We start from the raw sequence: 18,820 nt of genomic DNA, 5'->3' as shown, positions 1-18,820 counted from the left end.
CCGAACACAAAAAGAGAAGTACCGAAGTACTTCCCTAAGCGAATTTAATGTGAAACAACACCAGTTGACAAAGAGCCCAAATTACTAAAGAGCGCGTAACGAGTGACGTTACGCGTTCTTTTTTGTACCGCTTGTCATAATGAGGGACTGACCGTGGGTTGACTTTCAAAAAAATTGCTGTAGTATAAGTAGTGTAAGTGAATAATTTGTTAGGTGAGGCTCCTATACAAACATAGGCTACTGCCCAAAAACGTCGAGAGACACCAATGGGTAAAACAAAGATTGTCGAGAATAAGGCTTTCTTCAGGTAGCTAAAAGCATCTGCTTTTTACGTTGTACAGTGCCAAAGCTCAACGAAGAATGAAAGCTGATACTTGATATTGACTTTTAGGCTGCGCGTTGAGTTTTGACGTGCAGTCTTTTTCGTTTTTTTCCCAAAAAGAAACGCCCTAACAAAAAAATTCACCAAAGGATAAAGGAGATGAAATCAGATGGACGACAGTCACCCGCATAGGATGGAGAACTTACGAAAAAAAATAACTGGTCAACCCCTGATGGATTCTCAAAATAGCCACCAGTAGTTTTCCACGCCCTTTTTTCCGTCAGTTCTCCTAAGAACAAAACAGAAAGAAGGGTTTACGATGGAAAAACAAATTAAAAAAAATGCATTAGTGAACTACCAAAGCTTTGCTCAAGCAAAATTAAGCGGTCTTTTCGCACGGTTCACGACTTCCCATGCCGGGTTGTACGATGATCAAGTGGTTATCGCGCGGGAAAACTTTGGGGCAAACCGCCTATCCTACGGCAAGAAGACGCCTTTTATTGTCGAAGCGCTGAAAGCTTATATCACGCCTTTTACCCTCGTCTTAATTGCGCTAGGGATCATTTCTTTTGTCACGGACTATTGGTTAGCCGCACCTGGGGATAAAGATTTATTCGGCGTCATTGTGATTTTTGTCATGGTGGTGGTGAGTGGCACCATGACTTTAATTCAATCGGTGAAGTCTAGCCAAGCTTCAGAAAAATTAAAATCTTTAGTGAAAGTCACAGCTACCGTCAAACGTAACGGTTTTTTCACCGAAATTCCAACGGAAGATTTAGTTTGCGGCGATTACGTTAAACTATCAGCTGGGGATATGATTCCTGCTGACTTGCGTTTAATCAACACCAAAGATCTCTTCGTTTCCCAAGCGGCTTTAACTGGCGAAAGCTATCCGGTGGAAAAGAAAGCTGATGCAAAAATTACACAAGAAGCTAACGAAACTAGCTATGAAAATATGGCTTATATGGGGAGCAACGTGATTTCTGGCAGTGCTGAAGGCATCATTGTAGCAACTGGCGACCATACTCTATTTGGCGATATCGCCAAGGTTTTATCCACCAAACCCATTGAGACTAGTTTTGAACTAGGTTTGAAAAAAACTTCTTACTTACTAATTAAATTTATGGCTTTAATGGCACCGACTGTAATTGTTATTAATGGCTTAACTAAAGGGGATTGGTTGCAAGCTGGACTCTTTGGTTTGTCCGTGGCTGTTGGTTTAACGCCAGAAATGCTTCCCATGATTGTCACCACTAACTTGGTGCGGGGGGCGACTACTATGGCTAAAAAAGGCACGGTCATTAAAAATTTAAATGCTATTCAAAATTTTGGCGCCATTGACGTCTTATGTACGGATAAAACGGGGACCTTAACCCAAGATAAAATTATTTTAGAGTATCACTTAGCTTGCGATGGGCAAGAAGATCCGCGCGTTTTACGCCACGCTTATCTCAACAGTTATTACCAAACTGGTTTGAAAAATTTATTAGACGTAGCGATTATTGAAGCGGCGGAAAAAGAATTAATTGTCAAAGAAATTCAATATCAAAAAGTCGATGAAATTCCCTTTGACTTTGATCGCCGTCGGATGAGTGTTGTGGTGGAAGATTCTAGCGGTAAAACGCAAATGATTACCAAAGGGGCCATCGAGGAAATGCTGGCTATTTCTTCTTTCGTCGATTTTAATGGCGATATTCGTCCCTTGACTGAAGAAGTAAAAGCGGAAGTACTACGGAAAGTGACGGAATTAAACGAAGGAGGCTTACGGGTCTTAGGAATCGCCCAAAAAACGAATCCTAGTGTCGTGGGAGAATTTTCCGTCAAAGATGAAAGTAACATGGTTTTGATTGGCTACTTGGCCTTTTTAGATCCGCCAAAAGAAACGACGCAAGCGGCTTTAGAAGCTTTACAAGAACACGGCGTGAACGTCAAAGTTTTAACTGGCGACAATGGCTTAGTAACTAAATCCGTTTGTAAACAAGTGGGCTTAGACACGAGCAAAATGATTTCTGGTGAGGAAGTAGCTGCTTTAAGTCCTGAAAAATTAGCTGAAGTGGTGGAAGAGTACCAAATTTTTGTCAAACTCAATCCTCAACAAAAGGCACAATTAACGGAGCTATTGCGGAGTAATGGCCATTCAGTAGGTTTCTTAGGTGATGGTATTAATGATGCCCCGGCGATGAAAGCTGCCGATGTAGGTATTTCGGTAGATACAGCGGTGGATATTGCTAAGGAATCAGCCGATGTTATCTTGTTGGAAAAAGATTTAATGGTTTTAGAACAAGGCATCGTCTCAGGGCGCGAAATTTTCGGTAATATTATGAAGTACATTAAAGCGACGGCGAGCTCCAACTTTGGTAACGTCTTTTCCGTTTTGGTGGCCAGTATCTTTTTACCTTTCTTACCCATGCTCCCTGTCCAACTTTTATTCTTAAGTTTAATCTATGATATTTCCTGTCTTTCTGTACCTTGGGATAAAATGGATCCTGAGTACTTGGAACAACCTAAAAAATGGGAAGCTGCGACGATTGGTAAATTTATGGTTTGGTTAGGACCGACGAGCTCCATCTTTGATATCACGACTTATCTCTTATTGTATTTTGTCATTTGTCCAGCCGCAGTGGGGGGCCCTTTCCACACGTTAACGACGCCACAACAAATTGCTTTTATTGCCTTGTTCCATGCGGGCTGGTTTGTGGAATCTTTATGGACGCAAACTTTAGTGTTGCATACTTTACGGACACCAAAAGTTCCCTTCTTGCAAAGTCGCGCCAGTGTAGTTATGACGTTGGTGACTTCTCTTGGCATTCTTTTGGGAAGTGTATTACCTTTCACGAGTTTTGGTCTTCAGTTGGGACTAGCACCACTGCCAATCAGTTTCTGGGGGTTGTTAGTCGTGACAATCGCCGGTTATTTGTTACTTGTAACCGCCGTGAAAAATATCTACATGAAACGCTTTGGTGAACTGTTGTAAAAATAAAAAAATGGCTGCGTCCTCACTAACGGGAACGTAGCCATTTTTTTGTTGGGAAGCGTGCTGTTTCCTTTACAATCTTTGAATTTCCACAATGCTACCTGTGTTGGCATCAGCCGAAAATTCATACTGGACAACTTTACCGTCTTCTAAACGGTTAATGCCCCCATGATAAAGTTCTTGGGTGATGGCAAATTTTTGTAACGGTTTTTTTGTCGATTCAATCCAGGAGCCTTCAATAGGCCCTTCTTTTAAGAAAGCTTGCCGCACTTTGTTTAACACTTTTTCTGGGGAGACAGCTTGTTTCTTTTGGAGCCATAAGGCACTGTAACTTCCTACTACGGCACCAACGCCGAGACCAAATGCTAAACCACTTTTAAAAAAATCTTTGGATTGGCTAGTAAACATTCTCAATCCTCCTTTATATCTTCCGTATCTTCAGTTCTATTCTAGCATAAAAAATTTTTTTCACGAAAAGGAAATCCTTTAATTTTTCATTTTTTACGCTTATAATGATAGCAATGTGAAAGAAAGGAAGACTCGGTGCGCCGAGGAAGGTGTTGTCATGGAAGAAAAAACATTTCAAACAATTAAAGAGTTAACCGAACTACAAGGAACATCAGGTTTTGAAAATGATATCCGTAGCTATATGGCTAGTCATATGGAACCTTTTGTGGATGAAATTCAATACGATGGTTTAGGAGGCGTCTTTGGTCTGCGGCATAATGCCGACCAAGAAGCCCCACGGATTATGGTGGCCGCCCATATGGACGAAGTGGGCTTTATGTTAACACAAATTCAACCCAATGGTTTATTTAAAGTCAATCCTTTAGGGGGCTGGAATCCGTATGTTGTTTCCGCCCAACGTTTTACTTTAAAAACTGCTGAAGGTGACTATCCGGTGATTACAGCTTCCGTGCCACCACATTTGTTACGGGGCGGTAGTGGTCAAAGTAATCTGAGCGTGACGGATATTTTATTTGACGCTGGTTTTGAGTCCAAAGAAGAAGCCGAAAGTTATGGTGTGCGGCCAGGGGATACGATTGTGCCTGACGTGAAAACTATTTACACGGCTAATAAGAAAAATATTATCTCGAAAGCTTGGGATAACCGCTACGGGAACGTGGCTATTTTAGAAGCATTGGAAGCTTTGCAAGATGTGCAATTACAGCACACTTTAATTGCCGGTAGTGACGTACAAGAAGAAGTTGGCTTGCGGGGGGCTAGAGGCGCTGTGCATAAATTCCAACCTGACTTATTCTTTGCGGTGGACTGTTCACCGGCCGATGACACAGTTACCAAAAATGGCACCTTTGGCCATTTAGGTGAAGGAACGTTAATTCGGATTTTTGATCCGGGGATGATTATGTTGAAAAATATGCGGGACTTCATTTTAGATACCGCCGAAACCCACAACATTCCGTATCAATACTATGTAAGTAAAGGGGGCACCGATGCCACTGCCGCCCACACCAGCTTAAACGGGATTCCAAGTACGGTGATTGGTGTACCTGGTCGTTACATCCATACCCACCAAACCATGTTTAGCATCAAAGATTACGAAGCAGCGCGTGAAATGCTGATTCAAGTTTTAAAAGCTTTAGACAAGACCACTGTCAATACGATTATTTACGGCAAATAAAAAGTTAAAGGAGCAACCTGCTAATGATTATTCCTAAAAGTCTCGAAGAAATCGCTGAATATGCTAAAAGTGGCGACAATGTTTTCTTTTTCACGGCAACGTGGTGTGGTGATTGTAACTTCATCAAACCTCAATTACCTGAAATCGAAGCCGAATTTCCGCAATATAAATTTATTCAAATCGACCGCGACCAATTTTTAGATGTCGCTGTGGAAATGAGTATTATGGGCATTCCTAGTTTTGTCGTCTTAAAAGATGGCCAAACAGTCGGACGCTTAGTCAATAAAGACCGCAAGACGAAAGCCGAAATTGAAGAATTTCTAAATAGCATTCCCGCCTAACAAAGGGCCGTGCTCATTTTAAAAAAACATCAACGTAGCGAATCGAAAAGATTCGCTACGTTTCTTTTTTGCTAGATCTATGCTAAAATCAAAGGCGCAAACTGTCGTAAGGAGGAAATATTTTTGATTACTTGTTATAATCCAAAAGCTGTTGGCGATTGCCTGATGGTAATTTTAAATGACAACCACGGGGCTCAGCTGACCCCAGTAACCGCGGGACCGGTAACGAAAGTGGTGGCGGACAATGAAACGGTGGCGCTAAATTTCTTCGGTCAAGCTGAAAAACTCAATTTAAAAGGCTGCGGCCAAATCTTTTTAAATGAAACGCAAGTCGCACAATTGAATGAACTTTTACAAGCTGCTGACTTTCCAGAACGTTTAACTGTCGATACGACACCCAAAATTGTGGTGGGGGAGGTCATGACTTGTGTGCCGCATCCTGACTCTGACCACTTACACATTACCGAAACAAAAGTCAGTGCTGAGACGACTTTACAAATTGTCTGTGGGGCACCTAACGTGGAGGCGGGGCAAAAAGTGGTGGCGGCAACTCCTGGTGCCATGATGCCTGATGGTAGTCTCATTTTCTCCGGCAATTTACGAGGGGTGGCAAGCTTTGGGATGTTGTGTTCTGCGCGGGAATTAGGCGTACCCAATGCCTCAGCCAAACGTGGCATTTTAGTGTTGGCGCCAGAAACACCAGTGGGCACCCCTTTTAGTGTGGAGCTCGCCTAGTAAAATGTGCTATTCTCCTGAAAAAACTTCGGCTTTTCCCGTGATTTTGATTTACTTTTACGGGAGAAAATGAAATTTTTTCGGAGTTCTTTTTTTATCAGCTAAGAAAATGGAGGGTTCACAATGGACAAAATTCGCGTACAAAATTTGCGCTTTTATACATACAACGGTGTATTACCGGAAGAAAAAAAATTAGGGCAACAAATCGCTTTAGATTTAGAATTGGCTTTACCCCTAGCTAAAGCTGGGCAGACGGATAACGTGCTGGATACCGTCAGCTATGCAGAAGTCACTGCCAAAGTGCAAGAATTTGTGGAAAATAATCAATTTGACTTGATGGAAGCCTTAGTTTCTGGCGTTTTAGATGTGATTGGCGCCGATTTTGGCCAACAGTTAACTAGCGCTCTTGTCCGCGTTAGAAAATACAGTGTCCCTATGGCAGGCAATTACGACTACATCGAAATTGAAATGGAGAGAAGGTTTGACGCATGAAAGGTTATCTCGCGTTAGGCTCGAATTTAGGTTCTCCGCTAGCTAATTTAAAAGAAGCACGGCGCTTGCTAGGTGCCACCCCAGGCATCACGGTGATTGCTAGTTCTAAACTTTACACTACTAAACCTTATGGCTACTTGGCACAAGCTGATTTTTTAAATGCGGTTTTAAAAATTGAAACCTCTTTAACGCCACAAGCATTATTAGCCGCTTGTCAAAAGGTAGAACAAACGCTTTTACGTAAACGGGAAATTCATTGGGGCCCCCGTAGCATCGATGTGGATATTTTGTGGTTGGCAGACGCCACTAGTAACACCGCCACCTTAACTGTTCCGCATCCGGAGCTGACCAAGCGTTCCTTTGTGCTGATTCCCTTAAAGGATGTCTATGACTTACCGGTGCTTTTAGGACAATCCTTAGACTACTGGATTAAAAAAAGTGGCAACCAACAAGATGTTAAAGAAAGTAATGAGGCATGGTAACTATGGAAGATAAACAACAAGCAGCAATTACAGCAGCAGTCAAAACAATTTTACAAGCCGTAGGGGAAGATCCGAATCGTCCGGGCTTAGTGGAAACACCACAGCGGGTGGCGAAAATGTATCAAGAAGTTTTCGCGGGACTCACTAGCGAATTTGATGATTATAAGTTATTCCCTAGTCACAACCAGGGGGATTTAGTCATTGTGAAAGATATCGCTTTTTACTCCATGTGTGAACATCACTTGTTGCCATTTTTTGGCGAAGTGCACATTGGCTATTATCCCAAAGGAGGACAGGTATTAGGCTTGAGTAAATTTCCTCGTCTCGTGGAACATTGTGCCAAACGGCCTAGCGTGCAAGAAGATTTAACAGTGATGATTGCCGACAAATTAAATCAACACGTGCCTAATGATGGCATTGCCGTCGTCATTGAAGCCAGCCATTTGTGTATGACGATGCGGGGGGTGAAGTCGCCCCATAGCCGGACCACCACCAGTCATTATAGTGGCCGCTTTTTAGAAAATGAAACCCGCAAAGAATTTTTAGCGGCGTTAAAATAAATGAAACCAAAAATTTTGATTGCCACGCATAATCAAGGGAAGCTCCAAGAGTATCAACAAGTCGCGGCTGAATATGGTGTGCTGGTGGCAGGTTTACCGGATATTAGTACCCCGCCGCAAGAAACAGGCACTAGCTACTTGGCTAATGCTTTAGAAAAAGCGGAGTATTATTTTCGCACGCGGCGACTTCCGGTTTTATGTGATGATGGGGGCTTGGCATTGGCGGCCTTTCCCGAAATTTTAGGGGTGGAGACGCAGCGTTTCTTTAAAAGCCGCGATCCTCACCAGCAAAATTTAGAACTCTTAGCATTGTATCAAGATCAACCTAATGCTAGTCGCAGCGTGACGTTAACGGCTAGTTTAGTATATTGTTGGGGACCGCAAAAATATTTAGCAGTGGAAAAAGAGTTAGTCGGCGAACTGGTGGCACCAATTGGTCGCGGCGGTTACGGCTTTGATGAAATCTTTTATTTGCCGCAACGAAAAAAAACATTAGCGGAATTAACGGTTCAAGAGCGTAATGCATACTCGCCGCGCCTAAAAGCCTTCCGCCAACTATTACAAGAACTAAAGGAGGGGAAAATCCTTGTTTGATTTTCAAGGCAAACGTCAAGTGATGGGAATTTTAAATGTTACCCCCGATTCTTTTTCTGACGGGGGGAAATATCGCGGCGTGGCAGCGGCGCAAGCTCATGCTGAAGAATTAATCGCCGCCGGTGCTGACTGGTTAGACCTGGGGGGCCAATCTACCCGCCCGGGTTATCAAGAGGTGACACCTGAAGAAGAACTAGCCCGCGTCTTACCCGTTTTAAAAGCGATTCGTCCCCTGACGGAGCTCCCCATTTCCATTGATACTTATTTTCCTGAAGTTGCTAGCGCGTGTATTGCTGCTGGTGCTGATGTGATTAATGATATCAAAGGATTAGACGTTCCTGGGATGTTAGACGTTTTAAGACAAGCCCCGCAAGTAGGTGTCATAGTGATGCACTCCAGAACACGCCAAGAAAAATCTTTAGATGAAGACTTAGCTGAGTTTTACCAAGAAAAAATGGACCTCTTAACCGCCGCTGGAATTGAAAAAAAACGCATCTGTTTTGATCCAGGTGTCGGCTTTGGTAAAACAGTCGCAGAAAATCTCAGCTTAATTCAAGACCCTGAGCGTTATCGGCCGAAAGACTATCCACTTTTATACGGTGTTTCTCGTAAGCGGACGATTGGCTTTCTCACTGGCAAAGAGCGTCCCGAACGGCGCGACCCCGGTTCCGTAGCGGCCTCATTATGGGCGCTAGAAAAGGGTGTGGAGATTGTCCGCGTCCACGATGTCTTTAGCATGCAACAAGTGAATCGTGTTTTCCAGACGTTGCATTTATAAAAAAATTCCAGCTAACTTTTTATGGTTAGCTGGAATTTTTTTATAGTAAGTCGCGTTCTTCATACCAGTGCTCTGGTTGCCAAACCCAATGACGACCTTCACGAGCCAAGAGCTCAAAGGCGGCAGCTGGTCCCATGGAGCGGGCGGCATAGTTAGGAAATTTAGCACACGTTTCATTTTCCCAAGCTTTCTTAATGACATCCACGATGCGCCACGATTGCGCCACTTCATCCCAGTGGGTGAAGTTAGTAGAGTCACCATTTAAGGCATCGAAGATTAATTTTTCGTAGGCTTCTGGCGAGTTCACCGTTAGCTCTGCGGAATTGCGATAATCTAACTTAATCGGCCGCGCCCGGTATTCCGGTCCGATTTCTTTGGCGTTCATAGTTAAAGAAAACCCTTCTGTCGGTTGAATATAAATCGTTAGGACATTCGGTTGACCTTTACTTTCAATCCCTTTAAAAATATCCACGGGTAAATCTTTAAAGGTAATGTTAATGCGGGTACCTTTTTCCGTCAAACGTTTCCCCGTGCGGACATAAAAAGGTACGTCAGCCCAACGCAAGTTGTCGATTAAAAATTTACCAGCAACAAAAGTTTCAGTGTTGGATTCAGGGGCAACTTTATCTTCTTCCCGATAGCTCCGGAAAGTTTCTTCACCTAAGCGACCCGCCCCGTATTGACCGCGGACAAAGTTTTTGGCGACTTCTTGTGGGGAGTAAAGGCGGACAGCAGATAAAACTTTTACTTTTTCATTACGGATATTTTCGGCGGTAAAGTTCAATGGCGGTTCCATCGCTAACAAGGATAAAACTTGGAGCAAATGATTTTGCACCATATCTTTTAATGCGCCGCTATTCTCGTAATAACCACCACGATCTTCCACGCCTAATTCTTCAGCGAAAGTGATTTGTACGTTATCAATGTACTGGCGACTCCACATTCTTTCAAATAAAGGATTGGCAAAACGTACAGTGGAAATATTTTGCACCATTTCTTTACCCAGATAGTGATCGATTCGGAAAATATCTTCTTCAGGAAAGACGGCGCGAATCTTTTGATTCAATTCAGCTGCGGAATCGTAGTCAAAGCCAAAGGGTTTTTCAATCACTAAACGATTAAAACCATTTTTTGAAACGATTTCTTCACTAGCCAAATGTTTCGTGATGGTGCCAAAAAATTGGGGCGCCATGGCTAAGTAATACAAGCGATTTCCGGCTAATTGGTACTGGCTATCTAGTTTTTCAGCTAAATTTTTTAAAGTAACGTAGTGTTCAGCATCCCCAACATCGTGGGCTTGATAATAAAAATGGCTAGCAAATGCCTGAGCTTCTTTGGTGGAAGGTTCCAAACTAGCGATGGCTTCAGTAACGACTTCACGAAAATGTTCATCGCTCCACGGGCGCCGCGCGGTACCTATCACGGCGAAGTGTTCTTGCAATTCACCTTTTTGATATAGGCGAAACAAGGAAGGATATAATTTTCGTTGCGCCAAGTCACCAGTGGCGCCGAATAAAATGAATAGTGCTCTTTTTTCCTCAATCAAAAAAATAACCTCCTAGACAGTCTCTACAAAAATAGTACTGGCTGCTTTGTAGCCTAGTAAAATTGTTTTGTCGTCTTTTTTCAAGGTAACGGGTCCTTCATAGGGCGCCATTTCCGCAATTTCATACTCTTCATGAATGGATAAATTTAAGGCTACTAAATAATCCAATAAATCTTTTTCGTCAATTACACGGGCGATCCGCACTTTAGTTCCCACAGGATAGTCCACTAAGGTTTTCCGTCGCGCTTCATGCAAATCTTCATGAAACTGAGGAATTTTTCCACCGTGGGGACAATACTCAGGGTATTCTAAAAAAGCATCTAAGCGGTTGGCTAAAGTATCGCTAGTGACGTGCTCCAAAACTTCGGCTTCTTCATGGACATCGTTGAAGGAATAATGAAGTTTTTCCACGAGAAAGACTTCCCATAAGCGGTGTTTACGAATCAAAGCAGAGGCAAAGCGTAGACCTTTTTCCGTTAACTGCACGCCTTGGTAAGGCGTGTGGATAACTAGGTCTTCTTTGACTAATTTGGAGAGCATTTCACTAACGCTTGCTGGGGACACATCAAGACCAGCGACAATCTGCTTGTTGTTGATTTGTTGTTCATCGCCACCGAGTTCTAAAATTAACTTTAAATAATCTTCACGATTCGGGGTCATTTCGTCTCTCTCCTTTGACTAACAATCTGCATAATTACAAGCTTTAGTTTAGCATAAAAAGAAGGCGGGTACTATCTGAAAGTTTTTACAAAAAACTTTCTGTGCCAAAATTTTTTTAGAAGGAACAACGCTTATGATTGAAAGAATTTCTAAGACGTGGTAAAATTGGACTATACCAAAAATGGAGGAATGAAGGATGGAAATTATTCGCGTTAAAGATGCACAAGCTGGCGGCCAAAAAGCCTTTGAATTAATCGCTGCTGCCATGGATCAAGGAGCAAAAGTGTTAGGTTTAGCTACGGGGAGTACCCCCATCACTTTGTATCGAGAAATGATTGCTAGTGACCGTGACTTTTCTACCATGACCTCCGTCAACTTAGATGAATACGTGGGTCTTGATGGAACAAACCCGCAAAGCTATCGTTACTTTATGAATGAAAATTTATTTAATCAAAAACCTTTTAAAGAAAGTTTTGTGCCTAACGGGAAAGCGAGCGACTTAGCAGCCGAGTGTGCGCGTTACGACGAAGTGATTGCTAATCATCCCATTGATGTGCAAATTTTAGGAATTGGCCGTAACGGTCATATTGGTTTTAATGAGCCAGGAACACCTTTTGCCTCTAAAACCCATGAAGTGCAGCTAACGGCCTCCACGATTGAAGCCAACAAGCGCTTCTTTGACAGTGTGGAAGATGTACCTACCAAAGCTGTGTCGATGGGGATTGCTTCGATTATGTCTAGTAAGAATATTATTCTAATGGCTTACGGTAAAGATAAGGCTGAAGCAATTTTAGGAACGGTGTCCGGTCCAGTAACTGAAGATGTGCCCGCCAGCGTTTTACAAAATCATCCCCATGTGACCATCATTGTCGACGATGCCGCAGCTAGTCTTTTAAAATAAAAATACAAGAGGTAGGGTGTTTGTTAGAGCGACACTCTATCTTTTTTTTGGCTAGCGCCTATTACAAAAGCTTGTCATTTTTATTAAGTTAGACTTGGGGCCGCAGGTTTTTTATAAAAATGTGCTACACTGATAAAAAAGATGAGGAGGGATGCAAATGGTGAAACGGAGATGGCCATTCCTTTTAGGGGCGTCTTTAATCGGCGTGGCAGCTAGCGTCGTTGCTAAGCGCAAAGGAACAGACGAAAAAAGAAACTGGGCCGCCAAATATATTGGGCAGTGGCAATTCATTCATCCTAGCCAACAGACCCACCACCAACTGATGATTGATCCAGAGTTTCGTCTTTATATTGATGGCGCTAAGGTCAATGGTACCTTACAAGAATTAAGCCAGGAACAATTAGTGTGGCAAGATCAGTTTGGTTATCATTTAAAGGTAACGGCTGATCAACAGCAGCCCACTTTTATTTACGACGAAGCCGATGATATTACGTATCCTTTACATCAAAAGGAAGTTTCTCAATAAAAATAAAAAAGCCGGAAGAAAAAATTTTTCTTCCGACTTTTTTGCGTCTACCAAATAGCTACGCGTTTGTCTGGAGCTAGATACATCTGGTCATTTTCAGTGACATCAAAAGTTGTGTAGAACTCTGGCAAGTTTTTCACTTGTAAGTTGGCCCGCAATTTAGCTGGTCCATGGACGTCGAAAGCTAAAAGCATTTGTTGGTAAGCAAGACTTTGTTTCGTCCGCCAAATAGTAGCCCAGTTAATAAAGAAGGCTGCTAGGTCAGGATTACTTTCTTCTTTCAAAGCTTCTAAAGCACAACTTAAGCCACCAGCATCGGCGATGTTTTCAGAAACGGTTAAACGACCGTTGACTTTACCGGCAGGTGTTGCTACGCCGTCAAACTCGGCCACCATTTTTTCAGCTAAGTCTTTGAAGTATGCTAAATCTTCTGCTGTCCACCAGTTGTTTAAGTTCCCAATTTCATCAAATTGGGCGCCGTTATTATCAAAAGCGTGGGAAATTTCGTGGGCGATAACCGCGCCAATGCCCCCAAAGTTAGCCGCACTACTTTGTTCTAGACTATAAAATGGTGCTTGCAAAATGGCAGCTGGGAAAACGATTTGGTTTTGCGATGGGGAGTAGTAAGCATTCACGGTGTTGGCACTCATGCCCCAACGTTCTTTATTCACCGGCTGTTGCCATTCGCTAAAGTTCCGTAAAACAAAAAGTTTCGTAAAGGCTAAATCATTTTCCAAAAGGGAAGTATCTTGTACTTTTAATTGATCGTAGATGTCTTCAATGGTGTCAGGGAAACCAACTTTCATGACGATGGCATTGAGTTTAACTAATGCTTTTTCCCGTGTGCTAGCAGATAGCCACGTATTGGTGCTTAACCGTTTTTTATAAACGTCAATCATCCGTTGCACCATGTTTAAGACGTCCGCTTTAGCGGCTGCCCCGAAATATTTTTGGCCGTAGTAATCACCCACCACGTGTTTGTAAGTACCAATGGCTAAGTAAAAAGCACTTTTTTCTTGGCTTTGGGCAACTTTTCGTCCGGTTAAAGTCCGGGCGAAAATGCCGGAAATTTGCCGCAACTCTTCAGTGGTTAAACTAGCTAAGCTGATGGCGGTTTTCACTAATAACCACGCTTTTAAATCAGCAAAGGTTTCTTCATTGACAATCTGGTTGTAGTTTTCAAAGAAGGCCGGTTCAGTCACGATAATCGTGTCTGGGGTTTGTCCTAAAAGAGTCGTGACAACGTCTTGAATAGCTAAAACGTTAGAAGATTGGCTGAAGCTAGCAAAGTCTTGTGGATTGTAAGATTTTGCGTATTCAGCAGATTCTTCAGATGATTTGACAAAAGGCACGAGACTAGCATCAAAAGCTAAAGTACGTTTAGCTAAGTCGGCTGCTTCATCGGCTGTTTTGCCTAGTTTTTGGAAAAGTTCCACCGTCATGTCAGCATAAACTTTTAATAAAGCGTCTTTTTGTGGATTTTCCGCATCGTAAGAGGTTTTATCTGGTAAAATTAAACTAACGGGAGAAACGTAAAGCGCATTGTAGGCAGCGTTTTTCATATCGGCTGAAACGTCAAGATCAAAAGGTGTTGCTAAGTTGTTTAAAAATAATTCTGGCAACAAGGCGTTTAAGTCAGTGAAGTTTGCTACTGCTTCAATTTTAGCTAAAACTTTTTGCAAGGGAGCAACGCCGACTTTTTCACGGGCGTCAAAGTCTTTAGCTAAAGCGTAAAATTTTAAAAATTCTTGGAAACGAGGATCTTCAGCAGTTGCGGGGGACATCGCCGCAAAATCGGCCATCAAGGTTTTTTCCACGTCATCTACTAAGTCGTTAAAGCCGCCAGTTGCGGATTTATCGGCGGGAATTTCTGCTTGGGCAATCCAAGCGCCGTTGACGGCTTCATAAAAGTCGTCCTTTACTAATTGTGGGTCTAAGGTCATCTTCTTCACTCCTTGTGATAAAATAGTATACTGACATAGTATACCGCAATTTGAAAAAATAGAGGAGAAATTATTCATGGAATATTCTAATTATCAGCTGGCTAAATTTATTGCACGACCCAACCGTTTTGTTGCGGAATGTTCCTTAGCTGATGAAGTCGTTATCGCCCACGTAAAAAACACCGGGCGGGGCAAAGAAGTTTTTTTGCCAGAAGCGACCGTCTCCCTTGTTTATGATGGAAATCCCAAACGTAAGACGCATTATGACCTCGTAGCGATTAAAAAAGGCGACAACTGGTTAAATATTGACAGTCAGATTACCAATCCTTTAGTTGCTGAAGGATTGGCTAGTGGCAAGATTCAATTGCCTTTTATGGAAACCCTCACTGTCATTAAACGGGAAGTGACCTATGAAAACTCGAAGTTTGATTTTTATTTAGAAGATGAAGCAGGACAGCGAGCCTTTCTTGAAGTAAAAGAGAGCGTAAAATAGTTTGTGTAAATTAGTGTATTGAAAAAGGAAGACCTTATCCGTATGATTAAAGCGTCTAAACCAAATCAACGGATGGAGGTCTTCCCATGAATCAGTTTAACAAAGAAATCGCAGAAGCACTATTAAAAAATGACAATTTAACGGAAGTTTTTCGAGGGCAGTTAGAAACAACTTTAAACATGCTGCTAGAAAGCGAATTAACCGCGGTCTTAGGGTATGACCCTTATGTACGTACCAATATAGATAATTACCGCAACGGCGAATATACCAGACGCCTGGATACACAATTCGGGCAAATCAACGTTCGGGTGCCTAGAGACCGTAAGGGCGAGTTTTCTCAAAATCTAATTCAACCTTACACCCGTCGTTTAGATCCACTAGAAACTACCATCATTCATCTTTATGAAAAAGGCATCACCACCCGTGAAATTGCCGATTTGATTGAAAAAATGTATGGCTCGCATTACAGTCCGACCACTATTTCCAACATTACAAAAATTATAGACGAAAAAGTGACTGAATTTCATTCTCGAGAAATTTCTCATGCGCAATATGTGTGCCTCTTCTTAGATGCCACGTATATTCCTTTAAGGCGTGATGCCGTGCAAAAGGAAGCCGTCCATATTGCCTTAGGCATTACCGCTACTGGAGAAAAAGAAATACTCGATTATACAATTGCCCCACAAGAATCCAATGTGGCTTGGTCAGAATTATTAGGCGGTCTTGTCGCTCGTGGGTTAACTGATGTGCAGTTGATTGTGGCGGATGGGATGACGGCGATTCAAAATGCCTGTGAAACCAATTATCCACAAGCCAAGTTCCAACGCTGCCTCGTCCATATTAACCGGAACATCATGGGAAAAGTTCGTGTCTCTGATCGAAAAGAAGTAGCCGATGACTTCAAAGAAATTCATCAGGTTAAGACCTTGGCCGAAGGACAAACAAAGATTCAAAACTTCATCGACAAATGGCAAAAGAAATATAGCAGAATGACGGCAATGCTTCAAAAGACAGAGCACCTCTTAACCTTCTTATATTTTCCTCCCGCCATCCGCAGTACTATTTACTCCACCAACATTATCGAATCCTTCAATAAACAACTAAAAAGAAAAACGAAAGCTAAGGAACAATTTCCAAATGAGGAAGCCCTGGATCGTTTCTTAGTCACTCAAATGATTGAATACAATAATAAAAAAACTGGGAAAAGTCACAGGGGTTTTAAGCAGTGCCAAGACACACTAGAGTCTATGTTTTAAAAGTAGGGAATCAAATGGATAAGGTTAAACGAATTTACACAAAATTATTGACACACCCAAGTAAAAGGCATGACCTTGGAGAACGGACCTATTGGCGCCTTTCCTGATGCTCCTACTTTACGTGGCTTAAAGCACGTGGAAGAGTTACAGCGGGTTTTGCAGCAAGGCTATAAAGCGTATGTTTTATTCGTGGCCCAAAGTGCGCAAATGCAAGTCGGGACGATTCATCGCCAAATGCAACCAGCCCTTTATGACGCTTTTAAGCAAGGTCTGACGAAAGGTCTACAAGTCCTCTGCTATAATTGTCTTATTACCCCACAAAGTATTCAGTTGCTAAAGGAAATTCCTTTTGATTTAGATGCTCCGTTTATTGATCCCAACGCCAGAATAGGAGGAAGTTAAGATGTTACGTTTAGCGGTCATTGGTACCCATTGGATTTCGCAAGACTTTGTTACAGCGGCCCACCTGACGGAAAAATATCAACTCACTAGTGTGTATTCCCGCAAGGAAGCCACTGGAAAAAGTTTTGCCGCAGCCTTTCCAGAGCAGGCGATAGTCGTCTATACAGATTGGCAAAAATTTTTAAAGGCACCAGATATTGATGTCGTTTATATCGCCAGTCCTAATAGTTTGCACTTTCCTCAAGCGCGGGATTGTCTTTCCCATGGCAAGAATGTCATTGTGGAAAAACCAGCTTTTGTTACAGCTAAAGAAATGCAGACCATTGTAGAATTAGCCAGCCAAAAACATTGTTTTTATTTTGAAGCGGCCCGTCATCTCCATGAGCCGGGGTTTCAAAAAGTCAAAGAAATCTTAACGCCAGCTCCTGAAATTTTAGGAGCTCGTCTGAGTTATGCCAAATATTCTTCCCGCTACGACGCTTATTTAAATGGTGAAGAGCCGAATATCTTTTCAGCTAAATTTGCTGGTGGTGCCTTAATGGATTTAGGCGTCTATGGGTTGTACTGCGCCGTAAGCTGGTTTGGTTTTCCACAAAATGCCCTTTACTATCCCCAAAAGTTAGCTAGCGGGGTTGATGGTAGTGGGCTAGCTATTTTACGTTATCCGGGTTTTGATGTGAGTCTAGCAGTGGGGAAAAATTACGATTCTTTCCAAACAAGTGAAATTTACACTACTACCGGCACTATAACTTTACCTACCATTACAGGTATCACGGCTATTGATACTTACCAAAGAAGTAGTCAAAGGCGCACAACGCTTTCTATTCCATTACGCCAACAGGGGATGTACTATGAAGCGTTACACTTTGCTACCATGATGTTAGCTCCTGAAGATCCGCAGTTAGGGGCGGCGTACGAGGAATTATTAGCACTATCCATTCAAGTCAATCAATTACTTTGTCAATTGCGACAAAGCGGCCAGATTATTTTAGGGCCAGATAAGGAGCAAGCAAGATGACCATAGATTTTCCATTGCCCGAAGCTTTGGCCCAACTTTTTTTAACGGCTGGCTTTCAACAACCCACCGCTATTCAAGCGGCGACCTATACAGCAATTTACCAAGGTACAGACGTCTTAGGACTAGCGCCAACGGGTTCAGGCAAAACCTTAGCTTTTTTACTGCCGAGTTTAGTCCGCTTAAAAGAACAAGCCGGCAAGCAACTACTAATTTTAGCACCCTCACAAGAGTTGGCGATGCAAACCGCTGAAGTTTGTCGTCCTTATGCCCAAGCTTTGGACCTCCAAGTGCTCCCTTTAATCGGTGGTGGCAGTGTCAAACGCCAACAAGAAAAATTAAAAAGCAAGCCGCAAGTTTTAATTGGTACTCCTGGTCGCGTCTTGGAATTACTGCAAGCTAAAAAAATTAAATGGCCACAATTGGCAACGATTGTCTTAGATGAAGTAGACCAACTGTTAGCACAAAAAGATAACTTAACTAGTAAAATTTTGCGCCACGGGCCTAAACACTACCAACTATTAGGCTTTTCGGCTACGGCTTTAAGTCAAACTAGCGTCAGAGAACTCTTTGCCAGCGCCCAAGTAGTGGATGTTTTAAAAACAGATACTAGTCAAGGAACGATTACCTTAAGTTATTTAGTGACAGAAAAACGTAAAAAAGTCCAAATTTTAAAAAGTTTAGCGCAAGTGCCAGGAATGCGGGGCATTGTTTTTTTCAATCAAGTGGCTGACTTAGGCGCTGCCTATGAAAAATTACAATATGAAGGAGTTCCAGTAGCTTCCCTCGCTTCTGATGAAGATAAATTTGTCAGGAAGGCGGCCATGAGTGCCTTACGGGCAGGAAAAATTCAATTTTTACTGACTACCGATGTAGCCGCGCGGGGGATTGATTTACCGCAATTGCCTTTTGTCATCTTTTATGAAGTGCCATTAAATGGGGAGCAACTAACCCACCGAAAAGGCCGCACGGGTCGGATGGGAGAAGACGGAGAAGTTATCGTGTTGCTGGAAAAAAATTGGCTACCTGATTTACAAAAGCTCGACAATTCTTTTCAAGAAAAATGGTTGTATGCTGGAGCGCTACAGTCAACACCACCAGTAAAAAGTTCAGGGTCGAATACGAATACTAAAAAAAACAAAAGCAAATAAACGTAAG

At 42.5% G+C, this 18,820-nt stretch carries 20 protein-coding genes and 1 riboswitch; of the genes, 16 read left to right on the top strand and 4 right to left on the bottom strand.

The annotated features are described in order from the left end of the window. The first annotated feature begins 198 nt into the window (after window positions 1-198). Window positions 199-368: riboswitch (M-box (ykoK) riboswitch) on the top strand. A 273-nt stretch (window positions 369-641) separates the two neighbouring features. Next, the gene (gene mgtA, locus FFM57_RS07845) at window positions 642-3,296 is read left to right on the top strand and encodes a magnesium-translocating P-type ATPase (protein WP_137599961.1); all 2,655 of its coding nucleotides are present in this window, start codon (window positions 642-644) and stop codon (window positions 3,294-3,296) included. Between the two features lie 72 nt (window positions 3,297-3,368). Here the strand turns inward: mgtA and FFM57_RS07840 are convergent, their stop codons facing one another. Further along, window positions 3,369-3,704, bottom strand: coding sequence for a PepSY domain-containing protein (locus FFM57_RS07840; RefSeq protein ID WP_137599960.1), 336 nt, complete (start codon window positions 3,702-3,704; stop codon window positions 3,369-3,371). Window positions 3,705-3,861: 157 nt separating this feature from the next. Between FFM57_RS07840 and pepA the strand changes: the two genes are divergently transcribed. The 8 genes from pepA (at window position 3,862) to folP (ending at window position 8,920) form a co-directional block, all read left to right on the top strand. Beyond that, entirely contained in the window at window positions 3,862-4,938 is a 1,077-nt protein-coding gene (gene pepA, locus FFM57_RS07835) for a glutamyl aminopeptidase (RefSeq protein WP_137599959.1), read from the top strand. 23 nt (window positions 4,939-4,961) lie between these two features. Further along, the gene (locus FFM57_RS07830; protein WP_137599958.1) at window positions 4,962-5,279 is read left to right on the top strand and encodes a thioredoxin family protein; all 318 of its coding nucleotides are present in this window, start codon (window positions 4,962-4,964) and stop codon (window positions 5,277-5,279) included. 123 nt (window positions 5,280-5,402) lie between these two features. Continuing rightward, on the top strand, window positions 5,403-6,014 hold the full coding sequence (ytpR, locus tag FFM57_RS07825) for a YtpR family tRNA-binding protein (RefSeq protein ID WP_371851253.1): 612 nt from the start codon (window positions 5,403-5,405) through the stop codon (window positions 6,012-6,014). 123 nt (window positions 6,015-6,137) lie between these two features. Further along, window positions 6,138-6,506 carry a dihydroneopterin aldolase gene (gene folB / locus FFM57_RS07820; RefSeq protein WP_137599957.1) on the top strand — a complete coding sequence of 123 codons (369 nt, stop codon included), beginning with the start codon at window positions 6,138-6,140 and terminating at the stop codon, window positions 6,504-6,506. Further along, a complete protein-coding gene (gene folK, locus FFM57_RS07815; RefSeq protein ID WP_137599956.1) occupies window positions 6,503-6,988 on the top strand; it encodes a 2-amino-4-hydroxy-6-hydroxymethyldihydropteridine diphosphokinase in 486 nt (161 codons plus the stop codon). The genes folB and folK overlap by 4 nt, the downstream gene beginning before the upstream one ends. After that, on the top strand, window positions 6,982-7,548 hold the full coding sequence (gene folE, locus FFM57_RS07810; RefSeq protein ID WP_170999935.1) for a GTP cyclohydrolase I FolE: 567 nt from the start codon (window positions 6,982-6,984) through the stop codon (window positions 7,546-7,548). Before folK ends, folE begins: the two co-directional genes overlap by 7 nt. Then, complete coding sequence (locus tag FFM57_RS07805; protein WP_137599954.1) at window positions 7,549-8,142, top strand: non-canonical purine NTP pyrophosphatase; 594 nt, start codon at window positions 7,549-7,551, stop codon at window positions 8,140-8,142. Beyond that, a complete protein-coding gene (folP, locus tag FFM57_RS07800; protein ID WP_371851252.1) occupies window positions 8,135-8,920 on the top strand; it encodes a dihydropteroate synthase in 786 nt (261 codons plus the stop codon). Before FFM57_RS07805 ends, folP begins: the two co-directional genes overlap by 8 nt. 40 nt (window positions 8,921-8,960) lie before the next feature. Here folP and zwf read toward each other — a convergent pair whose 3' ends face one another. Both zwf and efaR read right to left on the bottom strand, forming a co-directional pair. Beyond that, window positions 8,961-10,466: a glucose-6-phosphate dehydrogenase gene (gene zwf, locus FFM57_RS07795; protein WP_371851251.1), complete on the bottom strand. Its 1,506-nt coding sequence runs from the start codon at window positions 10,464-10,466 to the stop codon at window positions 8,961-8,963. 12 nt (window positions 10,467-10,478) lie between these two features. After that, on the bottom strand, window positions 10,479-11,126 hold the full coding sequence (gene efaR, locus FFM57_RS07790; protein ID WP_137599953.1) for a transcriptional regulator EfaR: 648 nt from the start codon (window positions 11,124-11,126) through the stop codon (window positions 10,479-10,481). 196 nt (window positions 11,127-11,322) lie between these two features. Between efaR and nagB the strand changes: the two genes are divergently transcribed. Together nagB and FFM57_RS07780 are read left to right on the top strand one after the other, a co-directional pair. Next, window positions 11,323-12,027, top strand: a complete 705-nt coding sequence (gene nagB, locus FFM57_RS07785) for a glucosamine-6-phosphate deaminase (RefSeq protein WP_137599952.1) — start codon at window positions 11,323-11,325, stop codon at window positions 12,025-12,027. Window positions 12,028-12,184: 157 nt separating this feature from the next. Beyond that, window positions 12,185-12,553 (top strand): DUF4828 domain-containing protein, encoded by a 369-nt coding sequence (locus tag FFM57_RS07780; protein WP_170999934.1) that lies wholly within the window; start codon window positions 12,185-12,187, stop codon window positions 12,551-12,553. A gap of 47 nt (window positions 12,554-12,600) precedes the next feature. On the opposite strand, the gene FFM57_RS07775 is transcribed toward FFM57_RS07780, so the two are convergent. Then, window positions 12,601-14,496 carry a M13 family metallopeptidase gene (locus FFM57_RS07775; protein WP_137599950.1) on the bottom strand — a complete coding sequence of 632 codons (1,896 nt, stop codon included), beginning with the start codon at window positions 14,494-14,496 and terminating at the stop codon, window positions 12,601-12,603. A 76-nt stretch (window positions 14,497-14,572) separates the two neighbouring features. Here FFM57_RS07775 and FFM57_RS07770 point away from each other — a divergent pair, with 76 nt between their 5' ends. The 5 genes from FFM57_RS07770 to FFM57_RS07750 all read left to right on the top strand — a co-directional run bounded on the left by FFM57_RS07770 (window position 14,573) and on the right by FFM57_RS07750 (window position 18,813). Next, on the top strand, window positions 14,573-14,989 hold the full coding sequence (locus FFM57_RS07770) for a DNA/RNA nuclease SfsA (protein WP_137599949.1): 417 nt from the start codon (window positions 14,573-14,575) through the stop codon (window positions 14,987-14,989). An 86-nt stretch (window positions 14,990-15,075) separates the two neighbouring features. Then, on the top strand, window positions 15,076-16,245 hold the full coding sequence (locus tag FFM57_RS07765; protein ID WP_137599948.1) for an IS256 family transposase: 1,170 nt from the start codon (window positions 15,076-15,078) through the stop codon (window positions 16,243-16,245). A 69-nt stretch (window positions 16,246-16,314) separates the two neighbouring features. Next, window positions 16,315-16,647 (top strand): DNA/RNA nuclease SfsA, encoded by a 333-nt coding sequence (locus FFM57_RS07760; RefSeq protein WP_137599947.1) that lies wholly within the window; start codon window positions 16,315-16,317, stop codon window positions 16,645-16,647. Between the two features lies 1 nt (window position 16,648). After that, window positions 16,649-17,665 carry a Gfo/Idh/MocA family protein gene (locus tag FFM57_RS07755; RefSeq protein ID WP_137599946.1) on the top strand — a complete coding sequence of 339 codons (1,017 nt, stop codon included), beginning with the start codon at window positions 16,649-16,651 and terminating at the stop codon, window positions 17,663-17,665. Beyond that, complete coding sequence (locus FFM57_RS07750) at window positions 17,662-18,813, top strand: DEAD/DEAH box helicase (RefSeq protein ID WP_137599945.1); 1,152 nt, start codon at window positions 17,662-17,664, stop codon at window positions 18,811-18,813. Before FFM57_RS07755 ends, FFM57_RS07750 begins: the two co-directional genes overlap by 4 nt. Window positions 18,814-18,820: the final 7 nt, after the last annotated feature.

The sequence above is a fragment of the Enterococcus nangangensis genome (assembly GCF_005405245.1).
Classification (GTDB): Bacteria; Bacillota; Bacilli; order Lactobacillales; family Enterococcaceae; genus Enterococcus_J; species Enterococcus_J nangangensis.
The sequence above is the reverse complement of the archived record's forward strand: the minus strand, read 5'-3'. Positions and strand labels throughout refer to the sequence as shown.